The sequence below is a fragment of the Streptomyces sp. NPDC002386 genome, from assembly GCF_053593175.1.
This window is the reverse complement of sequence record NZ_JBSFBX010000006.1, coordinates 310,242-333,865: the sequence shown is the minus strand read 5'-3', so window position 1 is coordinate 333,865 and position 23,624 is coordinate 310,242. Positions and strand designations below refer to the sequence as shown.

21 protein-coding genes are annotated in these 23,624 nt (G+C 70.0%); all 21 read right to left on the bottom strand.

Annotated elements, in window-relative coordinates:
* Positions 1-7: 7 nt before the first annotated feature.
* Positions 8-1,600: a F0F1 ATP synthase subunit alpha gene (gene atpA / locus ACWCPN_RS15520; protein ID WP_365119694.1), complete on the bottom strand. Its 1,593-nt coding sequence runs from the start codon at positions 1,598-1,600 to the stop codon at positions 8-10.
* Positions 1,601-1,740: 140 nt separating this feature from the next.
* Complete coding sequence (locus ACWCPN_RS15515; protein WP_451205907.1) at positions 1,741-2,556, bottom strand: F0F1 ATP synthase subunit delta; 816 nt, start codon at positions 2,554-2,556, stop codon at positions 1,741-1,743.
* Positions 2,553-3,101 (bottom strand): F0F1 ATP synthase subunit B, encoded by a 549-nt coding sequence (locus ACWCPN_RS15510; protein WP_451205904.1) that lies wholly within the window; start codon positions 3,099-3,101, stop codon positions 2,553-2,555. Before ACWCPN_RS15510 ends, ACWCPN_RS15515 begins: the two co-directional genes overlap by 4 nt.
* 40 nt (positions 3,102-3,141) lie before the next feature.
* Positions 3,142-3,381: an ATP synthase subunit c family protein gene (locus tag ACWCPN_RS15505; protein ID WP_365119698.1), complete on the bottom strand. Its 240-nt coding sequence runs from the start codon at positions 3,379-3,381 to the stop codon at positions 3,142-3,144.
* A 69-nt stretch (positions 3,382-3,450) separates the two neighbouring features.
* Entirely contained in the window at positions 3,451-4,221 is a 771-nt protein-coding gene (gene atpB / locus ACWCPN_RS15500; protein WP_365119700.1) for a F0F1 ATP synthase subunit A, read from the bottom strand.
* Positions 4,222-4,494: 273 nt separating this feature from the next.
* Positions 4,495-4,932, bottom strand: coding sequence for a hypothetical protein (locus ACWCPN_RS15495; RefSeq protein ID WP_199212018.1), 438 nt, complete (start codon positions 4,930-4,932; stop codon positions 4,495-4,497).
* A 430-nt stretch (positions 4,933-5,362) separates the two neighbouring features.
* Positions 5,363-5,593 carry a hypothetical protein gene (locus tag ACWCPN_RS15490; protein WP_451205902.1) on the bottom strand — a complete coding sequence of 77 codons (231 nt, stop codon included), beginning with the start codon at positions 5,591-5,593 and terminating at the stop codon, positions 5,363-5,365.
* 343 nt (positions 5,594-5,936) lie between these two features.
* Complete coding sequence (locus ACWCPN_RS15485) at positions 5,937-7,280, bottom strand: MraY family glycosyltransferase (protein WP_451205900.1); 1,344 nt, start codon at positions 7,278-7,280, stop codon at positions 5,937-5,939.
* Positions 7,281-7,432: 152 nt separating this feature from the next.
* Positions 7,433-8,671, bottom strand: coding sequence for a serine hydroxymethyltransferase (locus tag ACWCPN_RS15480; RefSeq protein ID WP_451205897.1), 1,239 nt, complete (start codon positions 8,669-8,671; stop codon positions 7,433-7,435).
* A gap of 123 nt (positions 8,672-8,794) precedes the next feature.
* On the bottom strand, positions 8,795-9,472 hold the full coding sequence (locus ACWCPN_RS15475; RefSeq protein WP_451205894.1) for an arsenate reductase/protein-tyrosine-phosphatase family protein: 678 nt from the start codon (positions 9,470-9,472) through the stop codon (positions 8,795-8,797).
* Positions 9,469-10,116, bottom strand: coding sequence for an L-threonylcarbamoyladenylate synthase (locus ACWCPN_RS15470; protein ID WP_250400766.1), 648 nt, complete (start codon positions 10,114-10,116; stop codon positions 9,469-9,471). Before ACWCPN_RS15470 ends, ACWCPN_RS15475 begins: the two co-directional genes overlap by 4 nt.
* A 52-nt stretch (positions 10,117-10,168) precedes the next feature.
* Positions 10,169-11,008: a peptide chain release factor N(5)-glutamine methyltransferase gene (gene prmC / locus ACWCPN_RS15465; RefSeq protein WP_199213660.1), complete on the bottom strand. Its 840-nt coding sequence runs from the start codon at positions 11,006-11,008 to the stop codon at positions 10,169-10,171.
* Between the two features lie 73 nt (positions 11,009-11,081).
* On the bottom strand, positions 11,082-12,149 hold the full coding sequence (gene prfA / locus ACWCPN_RS15460; RefSeq protein WP_451205891.1) for a peptide chain release factor 1: 1,068 nt from the start codon (positions 12,147-12,149) through the stop codon (positions 11,082-11,084).
* A 108-nt stretch (positions 12,150-12,257) separates the two neighbouring features.
* On the bottom strand, positions 12,258-12,479 hold the full coding sequence (gene rpmE / locus ACWCPN_RS15455; protein ID WP_030828843.1) for a 50S ribosomal protein L31: 222 nt from the start codon (positions 12,477-12,479) through the stop codon (positions 12,258-12,260).
* A gap of 204 nt (positions 12,480-12,683) precedes the next feature.
* Positions 12,684-13,823, bottom strand: a complete 1,140-nt coding sequence (locus ACWCPN_RS15450) for an LCP family protein (RefSeq protein ID WP_451205887.1) — start codon at positions 13,821-13,823, stop codon at positions 12,684-12,686.
* Between the two features lie 197 nt (positions 13,824-14,020).
* Positions 14,021-15,742 (bottom strand): trypsin-like serine protease, encoded by a 1,722-nt coding sequence (locus ACWCPN_RS15445; protein WP_451206073.1) that lies wholly within the window; start codon positions 15,740-15,742, stop codon positions 14,021-14,023.
* A 228-nt stretch (positions 15,743-15,970) separates the two neighbouring features.
* A complete protein-coding gene (gene rho, locus ACWCPN_RS15440) occupies positions 15,971-17,986 on the bottom strand; it encodes a transcription termination factor Rho (protein WP_451205885.1) in 2,016 nt (671 codons plus the stop codon).
* 405 nt (positions 17,987-18,391) lie between these two features.
* Positions 18,392-19,309: a homoserine kinase gene (thrB, locus tag ACWCPN_RS15435; protein WP_451205882.1), complete on the bottom strand. Its 918-nt coding sequence runs from the start codon at positions 19,307-19,309 to the stop codon at positions 18,392-18,394.
* Between the two features lie 312 nt (positions 19,310-19,621).
* On the bottom strand, positions 19,622-20,680 hold the full coding sequence (thrC, locus tag ACWCPN_RS15430; RefSeq protein ID WP_199212012.1) for a threonine synthase: 1,059 nt from the start codon (positions 20,678-20,680) through the stop codon (positions 19,622-19,624).
* Positions 20,681-20,686: 6 nt separating this feature from the next.
* Complete coding sequence (locus tag ACWCPN_RS15425) at positions 20,687-21,979, bottom strand: homoserine dehydrogenase (RefSeq protein WP_199212011.1); 1,293 nt, start codon at positions 21,977-21,979, stop codon at positions 20,687-20,689.
* A gap of 221 nt (positions 21,980-22,200) precedes the next feature.
* Positions 22,201-23,592 carry a diaminopimelate decarboxylase gene (lysA, locus tag ACWCPN_RS15420; protein WP_451205879.1) on the bottom strand — a complete coding sequence of 464 codons (1,392 nt, stop codon included), beginning with the start codon at positions 23,590-23,592 and terminating at the stop codon, positions 22,201-22,203.
* Positions 23,593-23,624: the final 32 nt, after the last annotated feature.

Genomic DNA, 23,624 nt, shown 5'->3' with positions numbered 1-23,624 from the left:
CCTTACGTCACTTGGCGGCAGCGGCAGGAGTGTCCTCGCCGAGCAGCTTGCCGTCCGAGGTCTCGAACTGCTTCTTGAACTCCGCGACGGCGTCGTCGATCGCCTGGATCGTGTCGTTCGACATCTTGGCGCCCTCACGGATGGAGGTGAGCAGGCCCGACTCCTTGCGGTGCAGGTAGTCCAGCAGCTCGCGCTCGAAGCGGCGGATGTCGACGACCGGGACGTCGTCCATACGGCCGTTGGTGCCGGCCCAGACGGAGATGACCTGGTCCTCGGTCGACATCGGCTGGTACTGGTCCTGCTTCAGCAGCTCGACCATGCGCTGACCGCGCTCCAGCTGGGCCTTGGAGGCCGCGTCCAGGTCGGAACCGAAGGCGGCGAACGCCTCGAGCTCACGGAACTGGGCGAGGTCCACACGGAGGCGGCCGGAGACCTGGCGCATCGCCTTGTGCTGCGCGGAACCACCGACTCGGGAGACGGAGATACCGACGTTCAGCGCGGGGCGCTGACCGGCGTTGAACAGGTCCGACTCCAGGAAGCACTGGCCGTCGGTGATGGAGATGACGTTGGTCGGGATGAACGCCGACACGTCGTTGGCCTTGGTCTCGACGATCGGGAGACCGGTCATCGAGCCGGCGCCCTCCTCGTCGGAGAGCTTGGCGCAGCGCTCCAGCAGGCGGGAGTGCAGGTAGAAGACGTCACCCGGGTAGGCCTCACGGCCCGGCGGGCGGCGCAGCAGCAGCGACACGGCGCGGTAGGCGTCGGCCTGCTTCGACAGGTCGTCGAAGATGATCAGGACGTGCTTGCCCTCGTACATCCACTGCTGACCGATGGCCGAACCGGTGTACGGCGCCAGGTACTTGAAGCCGGCCGGGTCGGACGCCGGGGCGGCGACGATGGTCGTGTACTCCAGGGCGCCGTTCTCCTCCAGCGCGCGGCGCACGCCGGCGATGGTGGAGCCCTTCTGGCCGATGGCGACGTAGATGCAGCGGACCTGCTTCTTCGGGTCGCCCGAGCGCCAGTTGTCGCGCTGGTTGATGATCGTGTCGACGGCCAGGGCGGTCTTGCCGGTCTGGCGGTCACCGATGATCAGCTGACGCTGACCACGGCCGATCGGGGTCATGGCGTCGACGGCCTTGTAGCCGGTCTCCATCGGCTCGTGCACCGACTTGCGCTGCATGACCGTGGGGGCCTGCAGCTCGAGGGCGCGGCGGCCGGACGTCTCGATCTCGCCGAGGCCGTCGATCGGGTTGCCGAGCGGGTCGACGACGCGGCCGAGGTAGCCCTCGCCGACCGCGACGGAGAGGACCTCACCGGTGCGGTGCACCGGCTGTCCCTCCTCGATACCGCTGAACTCACCGAGTACGACGGCACCGATCTCGCGCTCTTCCAGGTTCAGCGCGAGACCGAGGGAGCCGTCCTCGAACTTCAGCAGCTCGTTCGCCATGGCCGAGGGCAGGCCCTCGATCTTGGCGATACCGTCGCCGGCGACGGTGACCGTACCGACCTCCTCGCGCGAGGCCGCGTCCGGCTTGTACGACTGGACGAAGTTCTCCAGCGCGTCCCGGATCTCCTCCGGCCGGATCGTGAGCTCCGCCATCTGGGTTCCCTGCTCTCCTTGTTGGGCCCGAAGTTTCACTTTGGGGGGATGGGGACTCCCCCCTGAATGAGGTGAATCCTCTGCACGGCCCAACCAGGGCCGTAAGCACGTCTTGCGTTTTCTCGATTGCCGAGGTGTCGCTAGCTCGCCATGCGGCGGGCCGCGTCCTCCAGCCGGTCCGCGATGGAGCCGTTGATGACCTCGTCACCGACCTGCACCCGGATCCCGCCGACGACCTCGGGGTCGACGTCCAGGTTGAGGTGCATCCGGCGCCCGTAGAGCCTGGTCAGGGCGGCGCCGAGGCGCTGCTTCTGCCCGTCGCTCAGCGGCACCGCCGACGTGACGACGGCGACCATGCGGTCCCGGCGCTCGGCGGCGAGCCTGGACAGGGACTCCAGTCCCGACTCCAGGCTACGTCCACGCGGCGCGGACACCAGGCGCGCGACCAGACGCTCGGTGGCGGGCTTGGCCCGGCCGCCGAGGAGCCGGCGCAGCAGCTCGGCCTTGGCCGAGACGCTCGCCGAGCGGTCGGTGAGCGCGGCACGCAGCTCGGTGTTCGAGGAGACGATCCGGCCGAACCGGAACAGCTCGTCCTCGACGTCGTCGAGCGTGGCCGTCTTCTGCGCCGAGGTGAGGTCGGCGACGTTCGCCAGCTCCTCCAGGGCGTCCACCAGGTCGCGCGGCTGCGACCAGCGGGAACGGACCATGCCGGACACCAGGTCGACGGTGGTCGTGCCGACCTGACCGCCGATCAGGCGCTGGACCAGCTCGGCCTTCGCCTCACCGGGCTGCGCCGGGTCGGTGAAGACCCGACGCAGGCTGGGCTCGCGGTCGAGCAGCGCGGTGACGGCGGCCAGCTCGTCCGCGAGCTTCGTCGCGTCCACGGACGTGGAGTCCGTCAGCGCGTCGAGACGCTCACGTGCGGCTGCCAGGGCCTCGCGGCTCGCTCCGTTCATCGCGTGGCCTCGGCCTTCTCCTCGAGCTCGTCGAGGAAGCGGTCGATCACACGGCTCTGCCGGGCGTGGTCCTCGAGGGACTCACCGACGAGCTTGCCGGCCAGGTCGGTGGCGAGCTTGCCGACGTCCTGGCGGAGCGCGCCCGCGGCGGCCTTGCGGTCGGCCTCGATCTGGGTGTGACCGGCGGCGACGATCTCCTCGCGCTGCCGCTGGCCCTCGGCCCGCATCTCGGCGATGAGCGTGGCACCCTGCTCCTGCGCCTCCTGGCGCAGACGCGCGGCCTCGTGCCGGGCCTCGGCGAGCTGAGCCTTGTACTGCTCAAGGACGCTCTGGGCCTCGACCTTCATGGCGTCGGCCTCTTCGATGCCGCCTTCGATCGCCGCGCGACGCTCCTCCAGAACCTTGTTGATGTTCGGAAGCAGCTTCTTCCAGAAGAAGAAGAACACGATGGCGAAGGCGATGGTGCCGACGAGCAGCTCGGGGCCGGCCGGGATCAGCGGGTTCTGCTTCTCCTCGGCCGCCAGCTGTACCAGGTTGGCGATCACATCAGTGCCTTTCGTCGAAACGTGTAGCGGTAAGTAGCTATTACTGACCGAACACGAACGGCATAACGATGCCGATGAGGGCGAGCGCCTCACAGAAGGCGAAGCCCAGGATCTGGTTGGCACGGATCAGACCGGCGGCCTCGGGCTGACGGGCGAGGGCCTGGGTGCCGTTACCGAAGATGATGCCGACGCCGATGCCGGGGCCGATGGCCGAGAGGCCGTAACCGATGGAGCCGAGGGAGCCGGAGACGCCAGCAGCGATGTCGATGGCAGCAGACATGCCGTTTCTTCCTTCTCTTTTAAGAACCGGTGGGGGTTGGCCACCGGACGACGGGGAGGTGTGTGGGGCTCAGTGGTGCTCGGCGAGAGCGCCCTGAATGTAGGAGCAGGCCAGCAGTACGAAGACGTACGCCTGGACGGCCTGCACGAAGAGCTCGAAGCAGATCATGGCCATGGTCATCACGAACGAGATGCCGGCGGCCGGGATCATCCAGCTGTTCAGGAGGTACCAGGAGGCGACGGTGAACATCACCAGCATCAGGTGACCGGCGAACATGTTGGCGAAGAGTCGCACCGCGTGCGTGAACGGGCGGACGAGCAGGTTCGAGAAGAACTCGATGACCATGACGAGCGGCAGCACCGCGCCGAGCGACTTGTCGTAGCCCGTGATGTTCTTGAAGAAGCCGACGAAGCCGTGGCGCTTGAAGGTCAGTCCGACCCACAGGACCCAGACGATCAGGGCCAGCACGAGCGGGAAGGCGAAGACCGAGGCCACCGGGAACTGGGCCAGCGGGATCACGGACCAGATGTTCATCAGCCAGATGAAGAAGAAGAGGGAGACCATGAGCGGCACCCACTTCTCGCCCTCGCGCTTGCCGAGCGTCTCGTAGACGATGCCGCGGCGCACGAAGTCGTAGCCGGCCTCGCCGACCATCTGCAGCTTGCCGGGGATGACCTTGGCGTTGCCGAAGGCGGCCCAGAAGAAGGCGATGACGACGACCGTGGTGACGATCGCGAGCAGCATCACCTTGTTGAACTCGAAGCCGCCGACCGTGGCCATCGGCTTGAACAGGAACGAGTGCAGGCCCGGAGCCGGGAAGCCACACCCGTTGTCGGACATGATCCGACAACTCCAGTCAAAGGCGAGCTGGGTCTGGTCAGCACTCACCGCGGGCTCCTTCGGCGTGACGCATGGGTACGGCAACCTCGTTGTGTCGGCGCGGCGCAGGGCCGCTGATCGGCACCGGACAGGTGTTACGGATGTGGGGGCGGCTGGGGGGCATCAAGCCTCGCGATTGAGCAGGCGTCAGCTGGGATGCCCGCGCCCGCGATGCCGCAGTTGGCACCGGACGATAGCAGGAGTTCTCCCAAGCCTTTATCCCGCCCCTACCCCTCACGACGGCGGCCCCGTCTTCTCGTGCTTCTCACTCTTCGCGGAGTCGGGATCGACATAGAAGATCTTGGCCTTCATGTGTGCGCGCGCCTGCGCTGCCATCCACACGACGGTCGTGACGACCAGCGACACGGCGAACGCCTTGGCGTTGAAGAGTGAGGTGCCCTTGAAGACGGCGACGAAGATCAGGAGGAGCAGGAGCTGAGCCATGTAGAGCATCAGCCCCATGGCCTGGAACAACTGCGGGAGCGTTTTTGCCGTCCACTGCAGCACGTAGAGGCCGATTCCCATGAACAGGATGGCCAGCAGCGTGCCGACGGCCGCACCCAGAGCACCCTTGCCTCCCGCGACCGCGGCGCTCACGGCGACGGCGATCACGCCGGCGGCCGCTGCGGGCACAGCGATCTGCAGTAGGTTCCGGGCGTCATTGGACGGCATGGCGGCAACTCCGCTTTCACAGGGGGCAGGTGTCGTCATGGACGAGCGTAGTCCCGGGCTGAGTGGTCGAGACCTCACACCGGTGGACCGTCGCACTACGGTCCTTCGGTTCTATCCGGGGTTCTCGTGAACCGTATCACAAACTATTTGATGAGGTCTTTACCTGCTGGGTGTGCTTGCTGTCACACATGAGAGTGACAGTGCGCGTCTGTGCAAAAACCGGGCCTGTTTGTCTGGTATTGGGGAGCTTTGCTCCACCACGAGATGGCAATGCTCTAGTCAGATTCTTACCTACCGAAGGCTCCTGCCGCGAACATCACGCGAGAGGAGCCCAGGAGCATCGCACCCAGTGGTGGCCGCCATGCGGCATGACTACGGGGCGCTCGAGTCGATCCGAGCGCCCCGCATGAGGTCCGACAAGTGGTGCCAATCAGTCGTGCACGGTGGCACAGGCCAGCGCGTCGGTCCACTTCCAGCCCGTGCAGATCTTGGTGCCGTCGGGATACCTCTTCGCGTACGAGTCCCAGTTGTGGTCCTCGGCGCGGCCCTGGCGGACGCTGTCGTGCTCCCAGTGCACCTCCGGGCCCTTACCCGGAAGGGTGATCCTCAGCTTGGCGATCTTCCCGGACATCGTCTTCGGTGCCGGCGAGTAGTTACCCATGATGCTGGTGACCTTGAGGCCCGAGCCAGTGACAACGATGCAGTTGCTGCCGCCCTCGGTGCAGTTGTGCGCACTTGCCTGGGCCGGTGCGGAAGCGAGAAGAGCGACACCAAGAGTCGCCCCGCCCACAGCGGCGGCACGCCAGAATCCACGCGACTTGCGCATGTCAACCCCCATTTTTGATTGCTGAGACATCGGTCTGGTCAGGACCATGTCGGCGCGGTCGATGATGATCTTACATATCGAGAGTGACCGCACCAGCACGTAGTGTGGTGAGCTCGATCACGCATCCCTCACGCGCGCGCACGAACTGTCACCGACTCTTGGACACCGTGGCTGATTTCTACGTCCCGGCCTTGCCTCGATCGGCAAGACGTGAACGGGAGCCGATGGCCGTGGCCCCGCTGACGCTCGAGACCCCGGACGCCACAGGAGTGCGTTCCTCCGGGCCGGTGAAGGCGGTCCGGTCCGTCGTGGACGCCGGTGTGGAGTCGTCGGGGGAGAGTGACGCCCCCACGCCGCGACGACGGTAGCGGGGCGGTACGAAGTGCTGGGCCCAGGCGGGGACGCGGGGGGTGAAGCGGGGCAGCAGGAGGAGGATCAGGCCGATGGCGCTCAGGAAGACCACACCGAGCACGATCCACATCGACGCCGAGTTGACTGAGTAGGCGAGCGCGCCGAAGCCGATCAGCGCCGACCAGAAGTACATGATCAGCACCGCCCTGCTGTGCGAGTGGCCGATCTCCAGCAGGCGGTGGTGCAGGTGGCCGCGGTCCGCGGCGAACGGCGACTGGCCGCGCCAGGTGCGGCGCACGATGGCCAGCACCAGGTCCGCCGCGGGCACGGCGATGATCGTCAGCGGCAGCAGCAGCGGGATGTAGACGGGCACCGTCTGGTGCACCGCCGCCTTCTCCGAACCGGTGAACAGGGCGAGCGCGTCCGGGTCCACCTGACCGGTGATGGAGATCGCGCCGGCGGCCAGCACCAGGCCGATGAGCATCGAGCCGGAGTCGCCCATGAAGATCCGCGCCGGATGCATGTTGTGCGGCAGGAAGCCCAGGCACATGCCCATCAGGATGGCCGAGAACAGCGTCGCCGGGGCGGCCGCCTCGATGCCGTACGAGTACCAGATCCGGTAGGCGTACAGGAAGAACGCCGCCGCCGCGATGCAGACCATGCCGGAGGCCAGGCCGTCGAGGCCGTCCACGAAGTTCACCGCGTTGATCGTGATGACGACCAGGGCCACGGTCAGCAGGGTGCCCTGCCACTGGGTCAGCGCCACGTTGCCGACGCCCGGGACGGGCAGCCACAGGATCGTCAGACCCTGCATGACCATGACGCCCGCGGCGATCATCTGTCCGCCGAGCTTGATCAGCGCGTCGATCTCGAACTTGTCGTCGAGGACACCGATCAGCCAGATCAGCGCGGCCCCGGACAGCAGCGCCCGCGGCTCGTTGGACTTGGCGAAGACCTCGTTGAGGTTGGTCAGGTGGTCCGCCACCAGCAGGCCCGCGCACAGTCCGAAGAACATCGCGATCCCGCCGAGCCGCGGAGTGGGTTCCCGGTGCACGTCACGTGCCCGGATCTCCGGCATCGCCCCCGCCACGATCGCGAACTTCCGTACCGGCCCTGTCAGCAGGTACGTCACCGCGGCCGTGATGCAGAGCGTCAGCAGGTATTCACGCACGGGCTTCCCCACAGGTCTCGCTGGCCATCACAGCCCCACACCCTAGCGACGGACGCTTATGGATGAGGACTTCCGGGTAGCGACGATGGTTGCACGGGTGGCTGTGTGCCACCGCGCCCGTCCGGGTGCACGCGGTCTCCGCCCGCCCCGGTTCACTCCGGATAGGGCGGGAATCCACCGGTCAGCTCACGTACCTCGGCCCGCGTCACGGCCGGTTCCGCCTCGCCCCGCAGGGCCGCGGCCATGAGCGCCGCGATCCGCACCATCTCCGCCTCCCCCATGCCCTGCGTCGTCACCGCGGCCGTGCCCAGGCGCAGCCCGCGGCCGTCACCGTGGGGAAGGACACAGCAGTCGAGCACGATCCCGGCGGCCGCGAGCCGGCCGCGCGCGGTGCGTCCGTCGACACCGAGCGGGGCCGGATCGACGATGATCATGTGGGTGTCGGTGCCGCCGGTGATCACGCCCAGTCCCTCGGCGGCGAGATGGCCGGCGAGCACCCGCGCGTTGGCGACCACCTGGTGGGCGTATGCGCCGAAGGCAGGGGTCGCCGCCTCGCCGAAGGCGACGGCCTTGGCGGCGATGGTGTGCATCTGCGCGCCGCCCTGGGTGAAGGGGAACACCGCCCGGTCCACCCGCTCGGCCAGTTCGGCGCCGCACAGGATCATTCCGCCGCGCGGCCCGCGCAGCACCTTGTGCGTGGTGGCGCAGACGACGTCGGCGTACGGCACCGGACTGGGCGCCGCTCCCCCGGCGACCAGGCCGATCGGGTGCGCGGCGTCGGCGATCAGGTACGCCCCCACCTCGTCCGCGACGTCCCGGAAGAAGGCGTAGTCGAGGTGGCGGGGGTAGGCGATGGAGCCGCAGACGATGGCCTTGGGCCGGTGGCCGAGGGCCAGGTGGCGCACCTGGTCGTGGTCGATGAGCCCGGTCTCGGCGTCGACGCCGTAGCCGACGAAGTCGAACCAGCGGCCGGAGAAGTTCGCGGGCGAGCCGTGGGTGAGATGGCCCCCGTGGGACAGCCCGAGGGCGAGGACGGTGTCGCCGGGGCGCAGCAGGGCGGCGTAGGCGGCCAGGACGGCCGAGGAGCCCGAGTGGGACTGCACATTGGCGTGCTCGGCGCCGAACAGTGCCATGGCCCGCTCTACGGCCAGGCGCTCGGCGACGTCAACGATCTCGCAGCCGCCGTGGTGCCGGGCACCGGGGTAGCCCTCGGCGTACTTGTTGGCGAGCGGTGAGCCGAGGGCGGCCAGCACGGCCGGGGAGGTGACGTTCTCGGCGGCGATGAGCTGGAGGGTCGTGGACTGCCGGTCCAGCTCCGCGAACAGGATGTCGGCCAGCTCGGGATCCTGTTGCCGCAGGACATCGGCCTCGAGGGTGCGGGTGACCGACATGGCGGGCTCCGGGCGGTCGACGGTGACGTGAGTCCAATGTAGGCCCGGTGTGTCCGGTATGCGCGGGTTGCCGCGTCCGCGGCTCACGCCGTACCCCTCGCGGGCGAGCGGTGCCCGCCCGCGTCACGCGCGGGCGGGGACCCCGGTCAGTGCGGTCACCACGGGATCGAGCGCCTCGTGTATCTCGTCGCCGATCGAGCGGAAGAACGGCAGCGGCGCCCCGTACGGGTCGTACACCTCGTCCGCCTCCGCGGTCGGCGCCAGCAGCCAGCCGCGCAGCGCGGCCGCGGCGCGCACCAGGGCGCGCGCACGCGCCACCACGCCGTCCTCCAGCGGAGGCAGCGTGGTGGGGTCTATGGCGCGCACCAGGCGGGTGAACTCCTTCAGCGTGAAGGTGCGCAGGCCCGCCGAGTGGCCCATGGAGATGACCTGGGCGCGGTGGTCGCGGGTGGCCGTGAGGACGAGGTCGGCCATGATGACGTGCTCGTCCAGCAGTTCCCGGCCGGTGAAGCCGGAGGCGTCGGCGCCGAACTCGGCCAGGACGGTCTCCGCGTTGGCCTCCATGGGCGCGCCCTCGTGGCCCCAGGTGCCGGCGCTCTCCACGATCAGCCCGCCACCGAGTACACCGAGCCGCTCCGTCACGAAGTGACGGGTCAGCCGCTCGGTGATCGGCGAGCGGCACACGTTGCCGGTGCTGACGTGGAGGATGCGGAAGCAGTCGCGCGGAAGCCCGACGAACGTCGTCGTGATCTCCGCGGCGCTCTCCCTGCCTATGCCACGCCCCGCGTCAGGGGCCGTCAATTCGCCACCTCGAGGTCGGGTACGACCTTGCGCAGCTCCTCCGGGGAGAGCGCGCCCTCCCGCAGCAGGACCGGCACCTCGCCCGTGACGTCCACGATGGACGACGGCACGTTGCCGGGCGTCGGGCCGCCGTCGAGGTAGACGGAGACGGAGTCGCCGAGCATCCGCTGGGCGGCGTCGCAGTCCTCGGGCGCCGGGTGACCGGTGAGGTTGGCCGAGGTCACGGCCATCGGGCCGACCTCGGTGAGCAGCTCGATGGCGACGGGGTGCAGCGGCATGCGCACGGCCACCGTGCCCCGGGTGTCGCCCAGGTCCCACTGCAGGGACGGCTGGTGCCGGGCAACGAGCGTGAGGGCGCCCGGCCAGAAGGCGTCCACCAGTTCCCAGGCCAGCTCGGAGAAGTCCGTGACGAGGCCGTGCAGGGTGTTCGGGGAGCCGATCAGCACGGGGGTGGGCATGTTGCGGCCCCGGCCCTTGGCGGCCAGCACGTCGGCGACCGCCTCCGCGGAGAACGCGTCGGCGCCGATGCCGTAGACCGTGTCGGTCGGAAGCACCACCAGTTCGCCCCGGCGGACGGCGGACGCGGCCTCGCGCAGACCCGTCACACGGTCGGTCGCGTCGTTGGTGTCGTATCGCCGTGCCATGTCTAGCGGGCCTCCTCATGCGGGTACTGCGGGCTGGAAGTCGTCGGGGTGCTCACGGCAGCGCCTTGCGGGCGGTGGCGAACCGGGGGCGGTTGTTGAGGTCCGGATGATCGGCCGCGTCGGCCCAGCCCCGCTCCTCGGTGAAGATCCAGGGCACCTGCCCGCCCTGGGTGTCGGCGTGCTCGATGACGACGACCCCGCCGGGCCGCAGCAGCCGGTGCGCGGTGCGCTCGATGCCGCGGATGAGGTCGAGACCGTCCTCGCCGGAGAACAACGCCATCTCCGGGTCGTAGTCACGGGCCTCGGGCGCGACGTACTCCCACTCGGTGAGCGGGATGTACGGCGGGTTGGAGATGACCAGGTCGACCTGGCCGTCGAGGTCCGGGAAGGCGGTCAGGGCGTCACCCTGGCGCAGGTCGACCCTGGACCCCTCGACGTTCTTGCGGGTCCACTGGAGCGCTTCCTCGCTCAGCTCGACGGCGTGCACGCGCGAGCGCGGCACCTCCTGGGCCAGCGCGAGCGCGATGGCGCCGGAGCCGGTGCACAGGTCCACGATGCAGGGCTCGACCACGTCCATGGCGCGCACGGCGTCTATGGCCCAGCCGACCACGGACTCCGTCTCCGGCCGGGGCACGAACACGCCCGGCCCGACCTGGAGCTCCAGGTACCGGAAGTAGGCCTGCCCGGTGATGTGCTGCAGCGGCTCGCGCTGCTCACGCCGGGCGATGACCTCCCAGTAGCGGGCGTCGAAGTCGGAGTCCTTGACGGAGTGCAGCTGGCCCCGCTTCACGCCGTGGACGAACGCGGCGAGCTCCTCCGCGTCGGTACGTGGCGAGGGCACGCCGGCGTCGGCCAGCCGCTGGGTGGCCTGGGCCACCTCGGCGAGCAGCAGACTGCGGGGGCTCGGGGGTCGCCCCCCAGTTGGTGACTGCACGCAAGTCCTCCGTGTAACTCGTACGCGCCTCTTACGCGGCCGCCAGCTTCGCCGCCGAGTCGGCGTCGACGCAGGCCTGGATCACCGCGGCGAGGTCGCCGTCCAGGACCTGGTCCAGGTTGTACGCCTTGAAACCGACGCGGTGGTCCGAGATGCGGTTCTCCGGGAAGTTGTAGGTGCGGATCTTCTCGGAGCGGTCGACGGTGCGGACCTGGCTGCGCCGGGCGTCGGCCGCCTCCCGCTCCGCCTCCTCCTGCGCCGCCGCGAGCAGCCTGGAGCGCAGGATACGCAGCGCCTGCTCCTTGTTCTGCAGCTGGCTCTTCTCGTTCTGGCAGGAGGCGACGACTCCGGTGGGCAGGTGCGTGATGCGCACCGCGGAGTCGGTGGTGTTGACCGACTGGCCGCCGGGCCCGGAGGACCGGTAGACGTCGATCCGCAGGTCGTTCGGGTTGATCTCGACGTCGACCTCCTCGGCCTCGGGGGTCACGAGGACACCGGCGGCGGAGGTGTGGATACGGCCCTGGGACTCGGTGGCCGGCACACGCTGCACGCGGTGCACGCCGCCCTCGTACTTCAGCCGGGCCCACACGCCCTGGCCGGGTTCGATCTGCCCGCGGGCCTTCACCGCGACCTGGACGTCCTTGTAGCCGCCCAGCTCGGACTCGGTGGCGTCGATGATCTCGGTCTTCCAGCCGATCCGCTCGGCGTACCGCAGGTACATGCGCAGCAGGTCGCCGGCGAACAGCGCGGACTCGTCACCGCCGGCGCCGGCCTTGATCTCCAGGATGACGTCCTTGTCGTCACTGGGGTCGCGCGGGACGAGGAGCAGGCGCAGCTTCTCGGTCAGCTCCTCGCGCTGCTTCTCCAGATCCTTGACCTCGGCGGCGAAGTCGGGGTCGTCGGCGGCGAATTCGCGCGCGGTCTCGATGTCGTCGCCGCTCTGCTTCCAGGAGCGGTACGTGGCGACGATCGGGGTGAGCTCGGCGTAGCGCTTGTTCAGCTTGCGCGCGTTGGCCTGGTCGGCGTGGACCGACGGGTCGGCGAGCTTCTTCTCCAGGTCGGCGTGCTCGGCGACGAGTTCATCGACGGCCTCGAACATCTTTCGGCTCCTGATACTGCGGTGAGGACAAGGGCGGGCGACCAAAAACGCCGGTCCCGGGCACGCCCCGGGAGAGGGCGCGACCGTGGACCGGCGATCTGGGGCTCGCTACTTCTTGGAGCCGGCGGCCTTGCCGAAGCGGGCCTCGAAGCGGGCCACACGGCCACCGGTGTCGAGGATCTTCTGCTTGCCCGTGTAGAACGGGTGGCACTCGGAGCAGACCTCGGCCCGGATGGTGCCGGAGCCGATGGTGCTGCGGGTGGTGAACGACGCGCCACAGGTGCAGCTGACCTGCGTCTCGACGTACTCGGGGTGGATGTCGCGCTTCAAGGTGTCTCCTAGGTTTCGGGAGGGCGCCGGGTCGCAGCCGCTGGATGCGAAAGCGTGAACCGGAGCCGACGTACCAGTCTGCCAGGACTGGCGCCATCCCCCAAAACCGGGGGGCGGGGCCGTCTATTCCCCGCTCGTCCCCCGGCGCCCCTGCCGGGCCCGGCGCGGGGGCGGTCGGGGGGCGGGACGGCCCCGGTACGGGGGTCAGCCGCTGACGACGCCCTTGGCCCCGCCCGCCGCGGTGCCCTTCGTGGCCGACGCGGGAATGGGCCGGTCGTTCCTCAGGGCCTTCCAGATCAGCTCGGCCTTGGTCTTCTGCAGCAGGACCCGGTTGGGGTCGGCCGGGTCGTACTGGACCGGCATCGTGACCATCCGCATGTGGGAGGAGCCGATGCCCTTCAGGCCGCTCGCGAAGTCCGCGAGGGCGTTGACCGAGCCGAGGTCGGAGTCGGTGGTGACGGCCTTGGTGGCGGTGTCGGCGAGGTCGTACAGCCGCTTGGGGTTGCTCAGCACGCCGACGTGCTCGACCTGGTCCAGCAGCGCCTTGACGAAGGCCTGCTGGAGCTGGATGCGGCCCAGGTCGGAGCCGTCGCCGACGCCGTGCCGGGTGCGGACCAGGGCGAGTGAGCGCTCACCGTCGAGGGTGTGGGTGCCGGCCTTGAGGTTCAGATGGCTCTGCGGGTCGGCGATGGCCTTGCTCGTGGTGACCGGGACTCCGCCGAGGTCGTCGATGAGCTTCTGGAAGCCGGCGAAGTCGACCTCGAGGTAGTGGTCCATGCGGATGCCGCTGAGGGACTCGACCGTCTTCACGGCGCAGGCGGCGCCGCCGGTGGAGTAGGCGGAGTTGAACATGACACCGGACGCCGCCGGATGGCTGTTGCCCTTGGTGTCGGTGCAGGCGGGGCGGTCGATGAGGGTGTCGCGCGGGACGGAGACCACACTGGCCTTCTTGTGCCCCTTGTACACGTGGACGATCATCGCGGTGTCGGAGCGGGCGCTGCCGTCGTCCGTGCCGCCGCCCAGCTTCCGGTTCTTGCCCGAGCGGGTGTCCGAGCCGAGGACCAGGATGTTCTCGGAACCGTTGTCGATCTTCGTGGGCCGTTCGTCGCCGAGGGCCTGGTTGATGTCGACGCTCTTCAGGTTGCCGTTGAGCTTGAAGTAGACGTATCCGAGACCGGTGCCGCCCAGCACGACGACGCCGGCGGCCGCCCACGCGGTGGCGAGCAGCGCCTTGCGGCGCTTGCCGGGGGCGGCGGCCTTGCGGCGGCGGCCCTGGCCTCTTCGCTGCGGGCCGGTGGGTACCGGCTCGGTTATGCCGGGCTCCGGCGTGCTCTCGGCGGACACGTCACTCCTAGGTCTCGTCCGGTCGTCTACCCCCTGCTTTCAGGGTCAGGCGCGGTCGTCACCGCTCCATCGTCGCTCCGCCTGGTCAGACGGAGAAACTCGGCACAGGGTTGCACAGCGCGGGGTGCCCGCCGCGTGCGGCGACGGGCACCCTGCGTGACCGTGCGGTCTTGGGCGAGCCATGCTCACCTGCGGTTTCAGCCCCAGATGTCGTACGCCTGGAAGCCGGTGCCGACCGAGACCCTTGTGGCAAAGATCTCGCTTGTGCCCTTTCCGGTGCCCTTGTACAGGTACAGGGTTCCGCCGGGCGTGCGGGCCAGGAAGTCGGCCCTGCCGTCGCCGCTCACGTCGCCGACGGCGTCGAAGGCGTTGTAGCCGGTCCAGGCGCTGCGCACCTTGACCCGGGCCGAGAAGGCGCCGGTACCGGACTTGCCGGTGCCCTTGTACAGATACAGGTCGCCGTTGCTCGACTTGCGGGCGAGCAGGTCGGCCTTGCCGTCACCGTTGAAGTCCCCGTGGCCGCGCACCGAGTTGTACTGGTCCCAGCCCGTGCTCACCTTCACCTTGGTGGCGAAGGTGCCGTTCCCCTTGCCCGCGTACAGCCACAGCGCGCCGCTGGAGTCGACGGAGAGCACGTCGGGCAGGTAGTCGCCGGTGACGTCGCCCGCCGTGATGATCCGCTTGCGGGTCTTCCAGCCGGTGAAGATCTTCGTCTCGGTCCAGCTCCCGCTGGTGCGGGCGCTGTTGAGGACGAAGTGCTCCCAGTACACGTCGCCGGTGGAGCTGACCCGGTAGACGACGTCCTGGTAGCCGTCCCGGTTCAGGTCGGCCTGGAGGGCGAGGTTGACCCCGCCCCAGTCGCCCCAGGAGATGCGGGAGCCGAAGGACGTGCCCTTGGAGTCCTTCTCGTAGCCCGTCTTCGTGGACGAGGCGCGCACGAAGAGGTCGGCCTTGTTGTCCTCGTAGCTCAGGTTGCTGTCGTCGATCTGGGGACAGGCGGAGCCGACGTAGGCGCCGACCTTGGTGAAGACGCTGTAGTAGCCCTGCTTCACGCAGTCCGTGACGCCCCAGGAGACCACTCCGACGATCCGGCCGCCCACCACGAGCGGCCCGCCGGAGTCGCCGTTGCAGGTGGCGCTGGTACCGGTGTCGCTGCCGCTCTGGGTGCCCGCGCAGACCATGCGCCCCGCGACGTAGGCCGTGTCGTAGGCGCCGGAGCAGGCGCTGTCGGAGTGCAGGGTGAGCGCGGTCGTCCGCAGCGTCTGGGAGATGTCCTGGCTGGTGGAGCTGGTGCGGCCCCAGCCGTACACCTTGGCGCTGGTGCCGGTGGCGTAGGACGCGGTGTCGCCGGAGGCGACCATGCGGATCGGCGTGGCCTTGACCGGGACGCCCAGGGTGAGCACGCCGAGGTCGCCCTCGTACCTCCCCGTCTCCTTGTCCACCGGGTCGTACCCCGGCTGCCACCACTGCCGCAGTACGCCGGTGGCCTGGCCGCCGTGCAGGTCGGTGCTGCCGGCGGCGTCGGTGGTGGGCAGCTGGTCGGTACCGGTGACGACGGCGCCGTGGTTCGCCCAGTCGTAGTTCCGGTTGTCCTCCCTGAGACAGTGCGCGGCGGTGAGGATCTTCGTGGGCGAGACCACCGAGCCACCGCAGAAGAAGCTGACGTCGTCGCCGGTGTCGGTGGTGTTCCTGTCGTCGTAGTACCAGAGCTGGGCCATCCAGGGCGCCGAGGAGATGGTGGTCTCGCTGCCACCGATGATCTTCGGCGAGACGGCCGAGGGGCTGCTGGTCTTCGCCGGCTGCTCGGTCCCGGAGGCGCCCGCGATGCGCTTCGCCAGCGTGGCCTGGGACGGCTGGGTGACGGCGGGGGCGGTGCCGGGCTTCGGCAGCGCGGTGGCCGCGCCGGCGGAGGCCGTCATCAGCGCGGCGGTCACGGCGGCGGCGACACCGGCCGCGGCAAGGGGGACGGCAAGACGTATCCGGCGTCTGTGCCGCCCGGGCTCGGACGTGGGCAAGGCGGTTCCCCCCAGGGAGAGGTGTGGTGAGTGGGGCGCGTGATGCGCTCCCCTCCCTCTCAGCGCCAAAAGGCCGCCCCCCGTCACGTGGTGACGGGGGGCGGCCCTCGTTTCCTACCCGGTACCTACCGGCTAGTCGCCGTTGCCGGGGGTCGGCGTCGTCTTCTGAATCTGCATCAGGAACTCGCCGTTCGACTTGGTCTGCTTCATCTTGTCCAGCAGCAGCTCGATCGCCTGCTGCTGGTCGAGCGCGTGCAGCACCCGGCGCAGCTTCCAGACGACGGCGAGCTCCTCGTTGCCGAGCAGGATCTCTTCCTTACGGGTACCGGACGCGTCGACGTCCACCGCCGGGAAGATGCGCTTGTCGGCGAGCTTCCGGTCGAGCTTGAGCTCCATGTTGCCGGTGCCCTTGAACTCCTCGAAGATCACCTCGTCCATGCGGGACCCGGTGTCCACCAGGGCGGTGGCGAGGATGGTCAGCGAGCCGCCGTCCTCGATGTTGCGGGCCGCACCGAAGAACCGCTTCGGCGGGTACAGGGCGGTCGAGTCGACACCACCGGACAGGATGCGGCCGGAGGCCGGGGCGGCGAGGTTGTACGCACGGCCCAGACGCGTGATCGAGTCGAGCAGCACGACCACGTCGTGACCGAGCTCCACCAGGCGCTTTGCGCGCTCGATGGCCAGCTCGGCGACCGTGGTGTGGTCCTCCGCCGGGCGGTCGAAGGTCGAGGAGATGACCTCGCCCTTCACCGACCGCTGCATGTCGGTGACCTCTTCCGGACGCTCGTCGACGAGGACGACCATCAGGTGGCACTCGGGGTTGTTGTGCGTGATCGCGTTGGCGATCGCCTGCATGATCATGGTCTTGCCGGTCTTCGGCGGGGCCACGATCAGACCGCGCTGGCCCTTGCCGATCGGCGACACGAGGTCGATGATCCGGGTGGTCAGCACGCCCGGGTCCGTCTCCAGGCGGAGGCGGTCCTGCGGGTACAGCGGGGTCAGCTTGTTGAACTCCGGGCGGCCGCGGCCGTGTTCGGGCGCCATGCCGTTGACGGAGTCGAGACGGACCAGCGCGTTGAACTTCTCGCGGCGCTCGCCCTCCTTCGGCTGGCGGACCGCGCCGGTGATGTGGTCACCCTTGCGCAGGCCGTTCTTGCGGACCTGGGCGAGGGAGACGTACACGTCGTTCGGGCCGGGCAGGTAGCCGGAGGTCCGGATGAACGCGTAGTTGTCGAGGATGTCCAGGATGCCCGCGACGGGGATCAGGACGTCGTCGTCGGCGACCTGCGGCTCGGCGACGTCGTCGCGGCCACGGCGGCCACGGCGGTCGCGGTAGCGGCCGCGACGGCCACGGCGGCCGCCGTCGAAGTCGTCGTCGTCCTGCGGGCCGCTGTTGCGGTCCTGCCGGCCGCCCTGCTGCTGGCCCTGCTGCTGCCGGTCCTGCCGGCCGCCGCCCTGCTGGTCGTCGCCCTTGCCACGGCGGTCGCGGTCACGGCCGCGGTCACGGTCGCGGTCGCGGCGGTCGCGGCGGCCGCGGCCCTCGCCGTCACCGGCGTCGCCGCGGGACTCGCCCTGCTGGCCGCCCTGCTGCGTCTCGCCCTTGGACTCACCCTTCGCCTCGGCGGCGACGCTCTCGGCGCCGGCGGCCGGGCTGCCCGCCTCGGCGGTGGCACGGCGGCGGCGCCGCTCGGCCGGGGCCTCGTCGCCCCCACGCTCGGCGTCGCCCGAGCGGGCGGCGCCACCGGCCGGCTGGCCGGGAATCTCGATCTGCTGCTGGGCCACGGCCTTCTCGGCGGGAGCCTCGGCCGACTTGTCCGCCTTCTTCTCGGCGGCCTCCTCGCCGGTACGGGCCTTGGAGGTGGCCCGGCGCTTGGGCTTGGTCTCGGTGGCGGCCTCCGCCTTGGGAGCGGCGCCCCCGGCCTGGGCCTCCTTGATGACCTCGATCAGCTGGCTCTTGCGCATGCGCGCGGTGCCCCTGATGCCGAGGCCGGATGCGACCTGCTGCAGCTCGGCCAGCACCATGCCCTCGAGGCCGGTACCGCGGCGCCGCCGGGAGCCGGCACCGCTGGCAGGCGCGGAGGCGTCCGTGGCGGGCGCGGCAGCGGTCTCCTCGACACGTGCGCCCATCAGATCGGTGGTGTCGCTCACGAAGGGTCCTTCCCTGGAGCGGACGTCGGCCTGTCTGGCTCGGCGACCGGTTGTGCTGTCCGGACTACGGTCCTGTCTTCGATGGACCGTGCCGGGGCGGTGGTCCGCCAAAGCGGCGGAAGAGAATTTCTGGTGATGGCGCTTCCGCGAGTCGTGGCACCCAGTGTCACGTGGCGTGGTAGCACCGATTCCGGAGCGTGCCCAGAGTCCCGCTCAGAGTCCGCATGCGTCGTACTGCCCAGGTACGGCGCACGGAACACGGAGTGGTGTGGGAGGCTCCCGGAAGGATGTCTGTCCCGGACGGGGACACGATGCACCTCGCCATGGTGGGGTCGGGTGCAGACTTGAGGTTAACACTACCGGATCCAACAAACATTCCCCCTCTCCAAATCCGGCAACCGTGTCTCAGGTCGCAAGCGGCAGCACGCTCGCTCCCTGGACATCGAGGTCCAGCCGGTTGGCGGCCCAGCCCTCACCCGCGAGGTGGGACACCTTCTCGGCGCTGTCGGTGTCGGCCAGCGCCATGACGGTGGGTCCGGCGCCGGAGATGACGGCCGGGATCCCGTCGGCCCGCAACCGCTCCACCAGCGCGGCGCTCTCCGGCATGGCCGGGGCGCGGTACTCCTGGTGCAGACGGTCCTCGGTGGCGGGCAGCAGCAGCTCGGGGCGCCTGGTGAGGGCCTCGACGAGCAGGGCGGCACGGCCCGCGTTGGCGGCGGCGTCGACGTGCGGCACGGTGCGCGGCAGCAGGCCGCGCGCGGTCTCGGTGAGCACCGGCTTCCCCGGCACGAAAACCACCGGAACGATGGAATCGTCGGGCTCCATCCTGATGGCGCGGGCGGCGCCGGCCTCCATCCAGGACAGGGTGAATCCGCCGAGCAGACAGGCGGCCACGTTGTCGGGGTGGCCCTCGATCTCGGTGGCCAGCGCGAGCAGCGCCGCGTCGTCGAGCCGGGCCTCGCCGCCTATGGTCACCGCGCGGGCGGCGACGATGCCGGCGCAGATGGCGGCGGAGGAGGAGCCGAGGCCACGGCCGTGCGGGATGCGGTTGGCGCAGACGATCTCCAGGCCGCGGGGCTGTCCGCCCAGCAGGTCGAAGGCCGTGCGCAGGGAGCGGACGAGCAGGTGGCTCTCGTCACGGGGCAGGGTCTCGCCGCCCTCACCCGCGATGTCGATGTGCAGACCGGAGTCGGCCACCCGGACGACGACGTCGTCGTACAGCCCCAGCGCGAGGCCCAGGGCGTCGAAGCCCGGACCGAGATTGGCGCTGGTGGCAGGGACGCGCACCCGTACGGCGGCGGCGCGGAAAGCTGGACCGGCCATCGCTCGAAGACTCTCCTTGAGCTGCGTTGAGTGTCGAAGGACATCCGATGGGACCGAATGCCGCTCGATCGCTTCGATGAACATTCGATGACGTACGAAGACCCGACGGGTCGCGGAGACGGCGCGGCCCGCGCCCACACGCGGGGCATATGCGGTAGGCGGGTTCAGTACAGCCTATCGAAGGAAGGTTCCGCGGCGACATAGGGCGCACAGGAGGCGCACGATGCGTGTCGTGGTCCTCCCGTGCACCCTGCCACGGGCCGCCCCGGCGGGGCGGGGTCCGGGGGCCCGGTCGCCCGGGCCCGCGGGCGGTCAGGCCAGGCCGAGGCGCTCCGCCGCGGTGGCGGCGTCGACCGGGACGGTGACCGGCTGCGGCGCGCCGGCGACGGCCCAGTCGGGGTCCTTCAGCCCGTTGCCGGTGACGGTGCACACGATGCGCTGCCCCGGGTCCACCTTGCCCTGCTCGGCGGCCTTGAGCAGACCGGCCACCGAAGCGGCGGAGGCGGGCTCCACGAAGACACCCTCCTGCGCGGCCAACAGCCGGTAGGCGCGCAGGATTTCACGGTCCGTCACCTCGTCGATGGCACCGCCGGACTCGTCGCGGGCGGCGAGGGCGTAGTCCCAGGAGGCGGGGTTGCCGATCCGGATCGCGGTGGCGATGGTCGACGGGTCCTTGACCACCTCGCCGCGCACGATCGGCGCGCTGCCGGAGGCCTGGAAGCCCCACATGCGCGGCGTCCGGGCGGAGACGCCGTCGGCGGCGTACTCCTTGTAGCCCTTCCAGTAGGCGGTGATGTTGCCCGCGTTGCCGACCGGAAGGACGTGGATGTCGGGGGCGTCGCCGAGCATGTCGACGATCTCGAAGGCGGCCGTCTTCTGCCCCTCGATGCGCACCGGGTTGACCGAATTGACCAGCGCCACCGGGTAGTTCTCGCTCAGGGCGCGGGCGAGCGTGAGGCAGTCGTCGAAGTTTCCGTCGACCTGGAGGATCTTGGCGCCGTGCACCAGCGCCTGGCCCATCTTGCCCAGGGCGATCTTGCCCTGCGGGACGAGCACGGCCGAGACCATCCCGGCCCGCACCCCGTAGGCGGCGGCCGAGGCGGAGGTGTTGCCGGTGGAGGCGCAGATGACCGCCTTCGCCCCCTCCTCCTTGGCCTTGGAGATGGCCATGGTCATGCCGCGGTCCTTGAAGGATCCGGTGGGGTTGGCCCCCTCCACCTTCAGGTGGACCTCACAGCCCGTGCGCTCGGAGAGCACCTGCGCGGGCACGAGGGGCGTGCCGCCCTCGCGGAGCGTCACGACCGGCGTGGTGTCGGATACCGGCAGCCTGTCCCGGTACTCCTCGATGATTCCGCGCCACTGGTGGGTCATTGCTGGTTACTCTCCTTCAACCCGCATGATGCTGGCGACACCCCGCACGGTGTCGAGCTTGCGCAGCGCCTCGACGGTCCCGGTCAGGGAGGCGTCGGACGCCCGGTGGGTGACGACGACGAGGGAGGCCTCGCCGTCCTTGCCCTGCTGGCGAACCGTATCGATCGACACTCCGTGCTCGGCGAACACGGTCGCGACCTGGGCCAGTACACCCGGCTTGTCCGCGACGTCGAGGCTGATGTGGTACCGCGTGACGACCTCGCCCATGGGCGAGACCGGCAGGGCCGCGTACGCCGACTCACCGGGCCCCGTTGCGCCGTTGAGCCGGTTGCGGCAGACGGCGACCAGGTCGCCGAGCACGGCGGAGGCAGTCGGGGAACCGCCGGCGCCGGGGCCGTAGAACATGAGCTGCCCGGAGGCGTCGGACTCGACGAAGACGGCGTTGTAGGCGCCGCGCACGGAGGCGAGCGGGTGGCTCAGCGGGATCATCGCGGGGTGCACCCGCGCGGTCACCGAGGCGCCGTCGGCGGCCCGCTCGCAGATGGCGAGCAGCTTGATCGTGCAGCCCATCTCCGCGGCCGAGCGGAAGTCGGCGGCGGTGACCTCGCTCATGCCCTCGCGGTAGACGTCGTCCAGCCGCACGCGCGTGTGGAAGGCGATACCGGCCAGGATGGCGGCCTTGGCGGCGGCGTCGAACCCCTCGACGTCGGCGGTCGGGTCGGCCTCCGCGTATCCGAGCGCGGTGGCCTCGTCCAGCGCCTCCTGGTACCCGGCGCCGGTGGAGTCCATCTTGTCGAGGATGAAGTTGGTCGTGCCGTTGACGATGCCGAGCACCCGGTTGACCTTGTCGCCGGCGAGGGACTCGCGCAGCGGCCGGATCAGCGGGATGGCGCCGGCGACGGCGGCCTCGTAGTACAGGTCCCGGCCGTGCTCCTCGGCGGCGGCGTGCAGCGCGGCCCCGTCCTGGGCGAGCAGCGCCTTGTTGGCGCTGACCACGGACGCGCCGTGCTCGAAGGCGGTGGTGATGAGGCTCCGCGCGGGCTCGATGCCGCCGATGACCTCGACGACGACGTCGATGTCGCCGCGTTTGACGAGGGCGGTGGCGTCGGTGGTGACCAGGGCCGGGTCGATGCCCTCGCGCACCTTGCCGGGCCGGCGCACGGCGACGCCGGCCAGTTCCACCGGGGCCCCGATCCGGGCGGCGAGGTCGTCGGCGTGCGTCGTCATGATGCGCGCCACCTCTGAGCCGACCACTCCACAGCCCAGCAGCGCCACCTTCAGCGGACGCGTACGCATCATCCGACCTCGTTTCCTCTTACCGTCTGCGGTTGGACCAGTCTCACTCACCGGACGGGACTTTCTACCCTTCGTCCGGATCGTGAGACATCTATTTCATTTTCCCGGGATGGGATGACCGAAGATCTTCCGGCCCCTGTCCCCACGGCTCACCGAAGCCCGCGGAACAGGGGATTCCGGCACCCTCGGCCAGTCCCCTGCGCCGGCCGGCACGCCGGCCTTCGTCAGCCGACGTCGAGACGCAGCAGGTCCTCCTCCGTCTCACGCCGCATGATCAACCGCGCCTCGCCGTCCCGCACCGCGACGACCGGCGGACGCAGTACGTGGTTGTAGTTGCTGGCCATGGAGCGGCAGTAGGCACCGGTGGCGGGCACGGCGAGCAGGTCACCCGGCGCCACGTCCGCGGGCAGGAACGCGTCCTTGACCACGATGTCCCCGCTCTCGCAGTGCTTGCCGACGACACGGCTGAGCACCGGCTCGGCGTCACTTGCGCGCGAGACGAGCGCGACGCTGTACTCCGCGTCGTACAGCGCGGTCCGGATGTTGTCGGACATCCCGCCGTCCACGGAGACGTACGTCCGCAGGCCCTCGAGCGGCTTGACGGTGCCCACCTCGTACAGGGTGAACGCCGTGGGGCCGACGATGGCACGGCCCGGCTCGACCGAGATGCGGGGCGTGCGCAGCCGGGCGGCCTCGCACTCCCGGCCGACGATCTCGGTCAGCGCCTTGGCGATCTCGTGCGGCTCGCGCGGGTCGTCGGCGCTGGTGTACGCGATACCGAGGCCGCCGCCGAGGTCGATCTCGGGCAGCTCGACCCCGTGCTCGTCCCGGATGTCCTTCAGCAGCCCGACCACCCGGTGGGCGGCGACCTCGAAGCCGGACATGTCGAAGATCTGCGAGCCGATGTGGCTGTGGATCCCGATGACCTCGAGCCCGTCGAGCTGGAGCGCCCGCCGCACCGCCTCGGCGGCCTGACCGCCGGCGAGCGGGATGCCGAACTTCTGGTCCTCGTGGGCGGTGGCGATGAACTCGTGGGTGTGCGCCTCGACCCCGACGGTGATCCGGATCTGCACCCGCTGCCGCCTGCCCAGCGACCGCGCGACGTGCGCGACCCGCACGATCTCCTGGAAGGAGTCGATCACGATCCGCCCGACCCCGGCCTCGACCGCCCGCTCGATCTCCGCCACGGACTTGTTGTTGCCGTGGAAGGCGATGCGCTCGGCGGGCATCCCGGCGGACAGCGCGGTGGCCAGCTCTCCACCGGAGCACACGTCGAGATTGAGCCCCTCCTCGTTCAGCCACCGCACGACGGCCCGGGACAGGAACGCCTTCCCGGCGTAGAACACGTCGGCGTCGGCACCGAACGCGGTGCGCCAGGCACGCGCCCGGGCCCGGAAGTCGGCCTCGTCGAGGATGTAGGCGGGGGTGCCGAACTCCTCGGCGAGCCGGGTCGCGGGAATCCCGCCGACGGTGAGGACACCGTCCTCGTCCCGGCCGACGGTCTGCGCCCACACCTTGGGGTCGAGGGCGTTGAGATCGGCGGGCGGGGCGGAGTAGTGCCCCTCGGGAAGGACATCGGCGTGACGGGGCCCGGCGGGGTGGGCGGAACGGCTCATGACGTGACTCTCAGACTCTCTGTCTCTCTCCG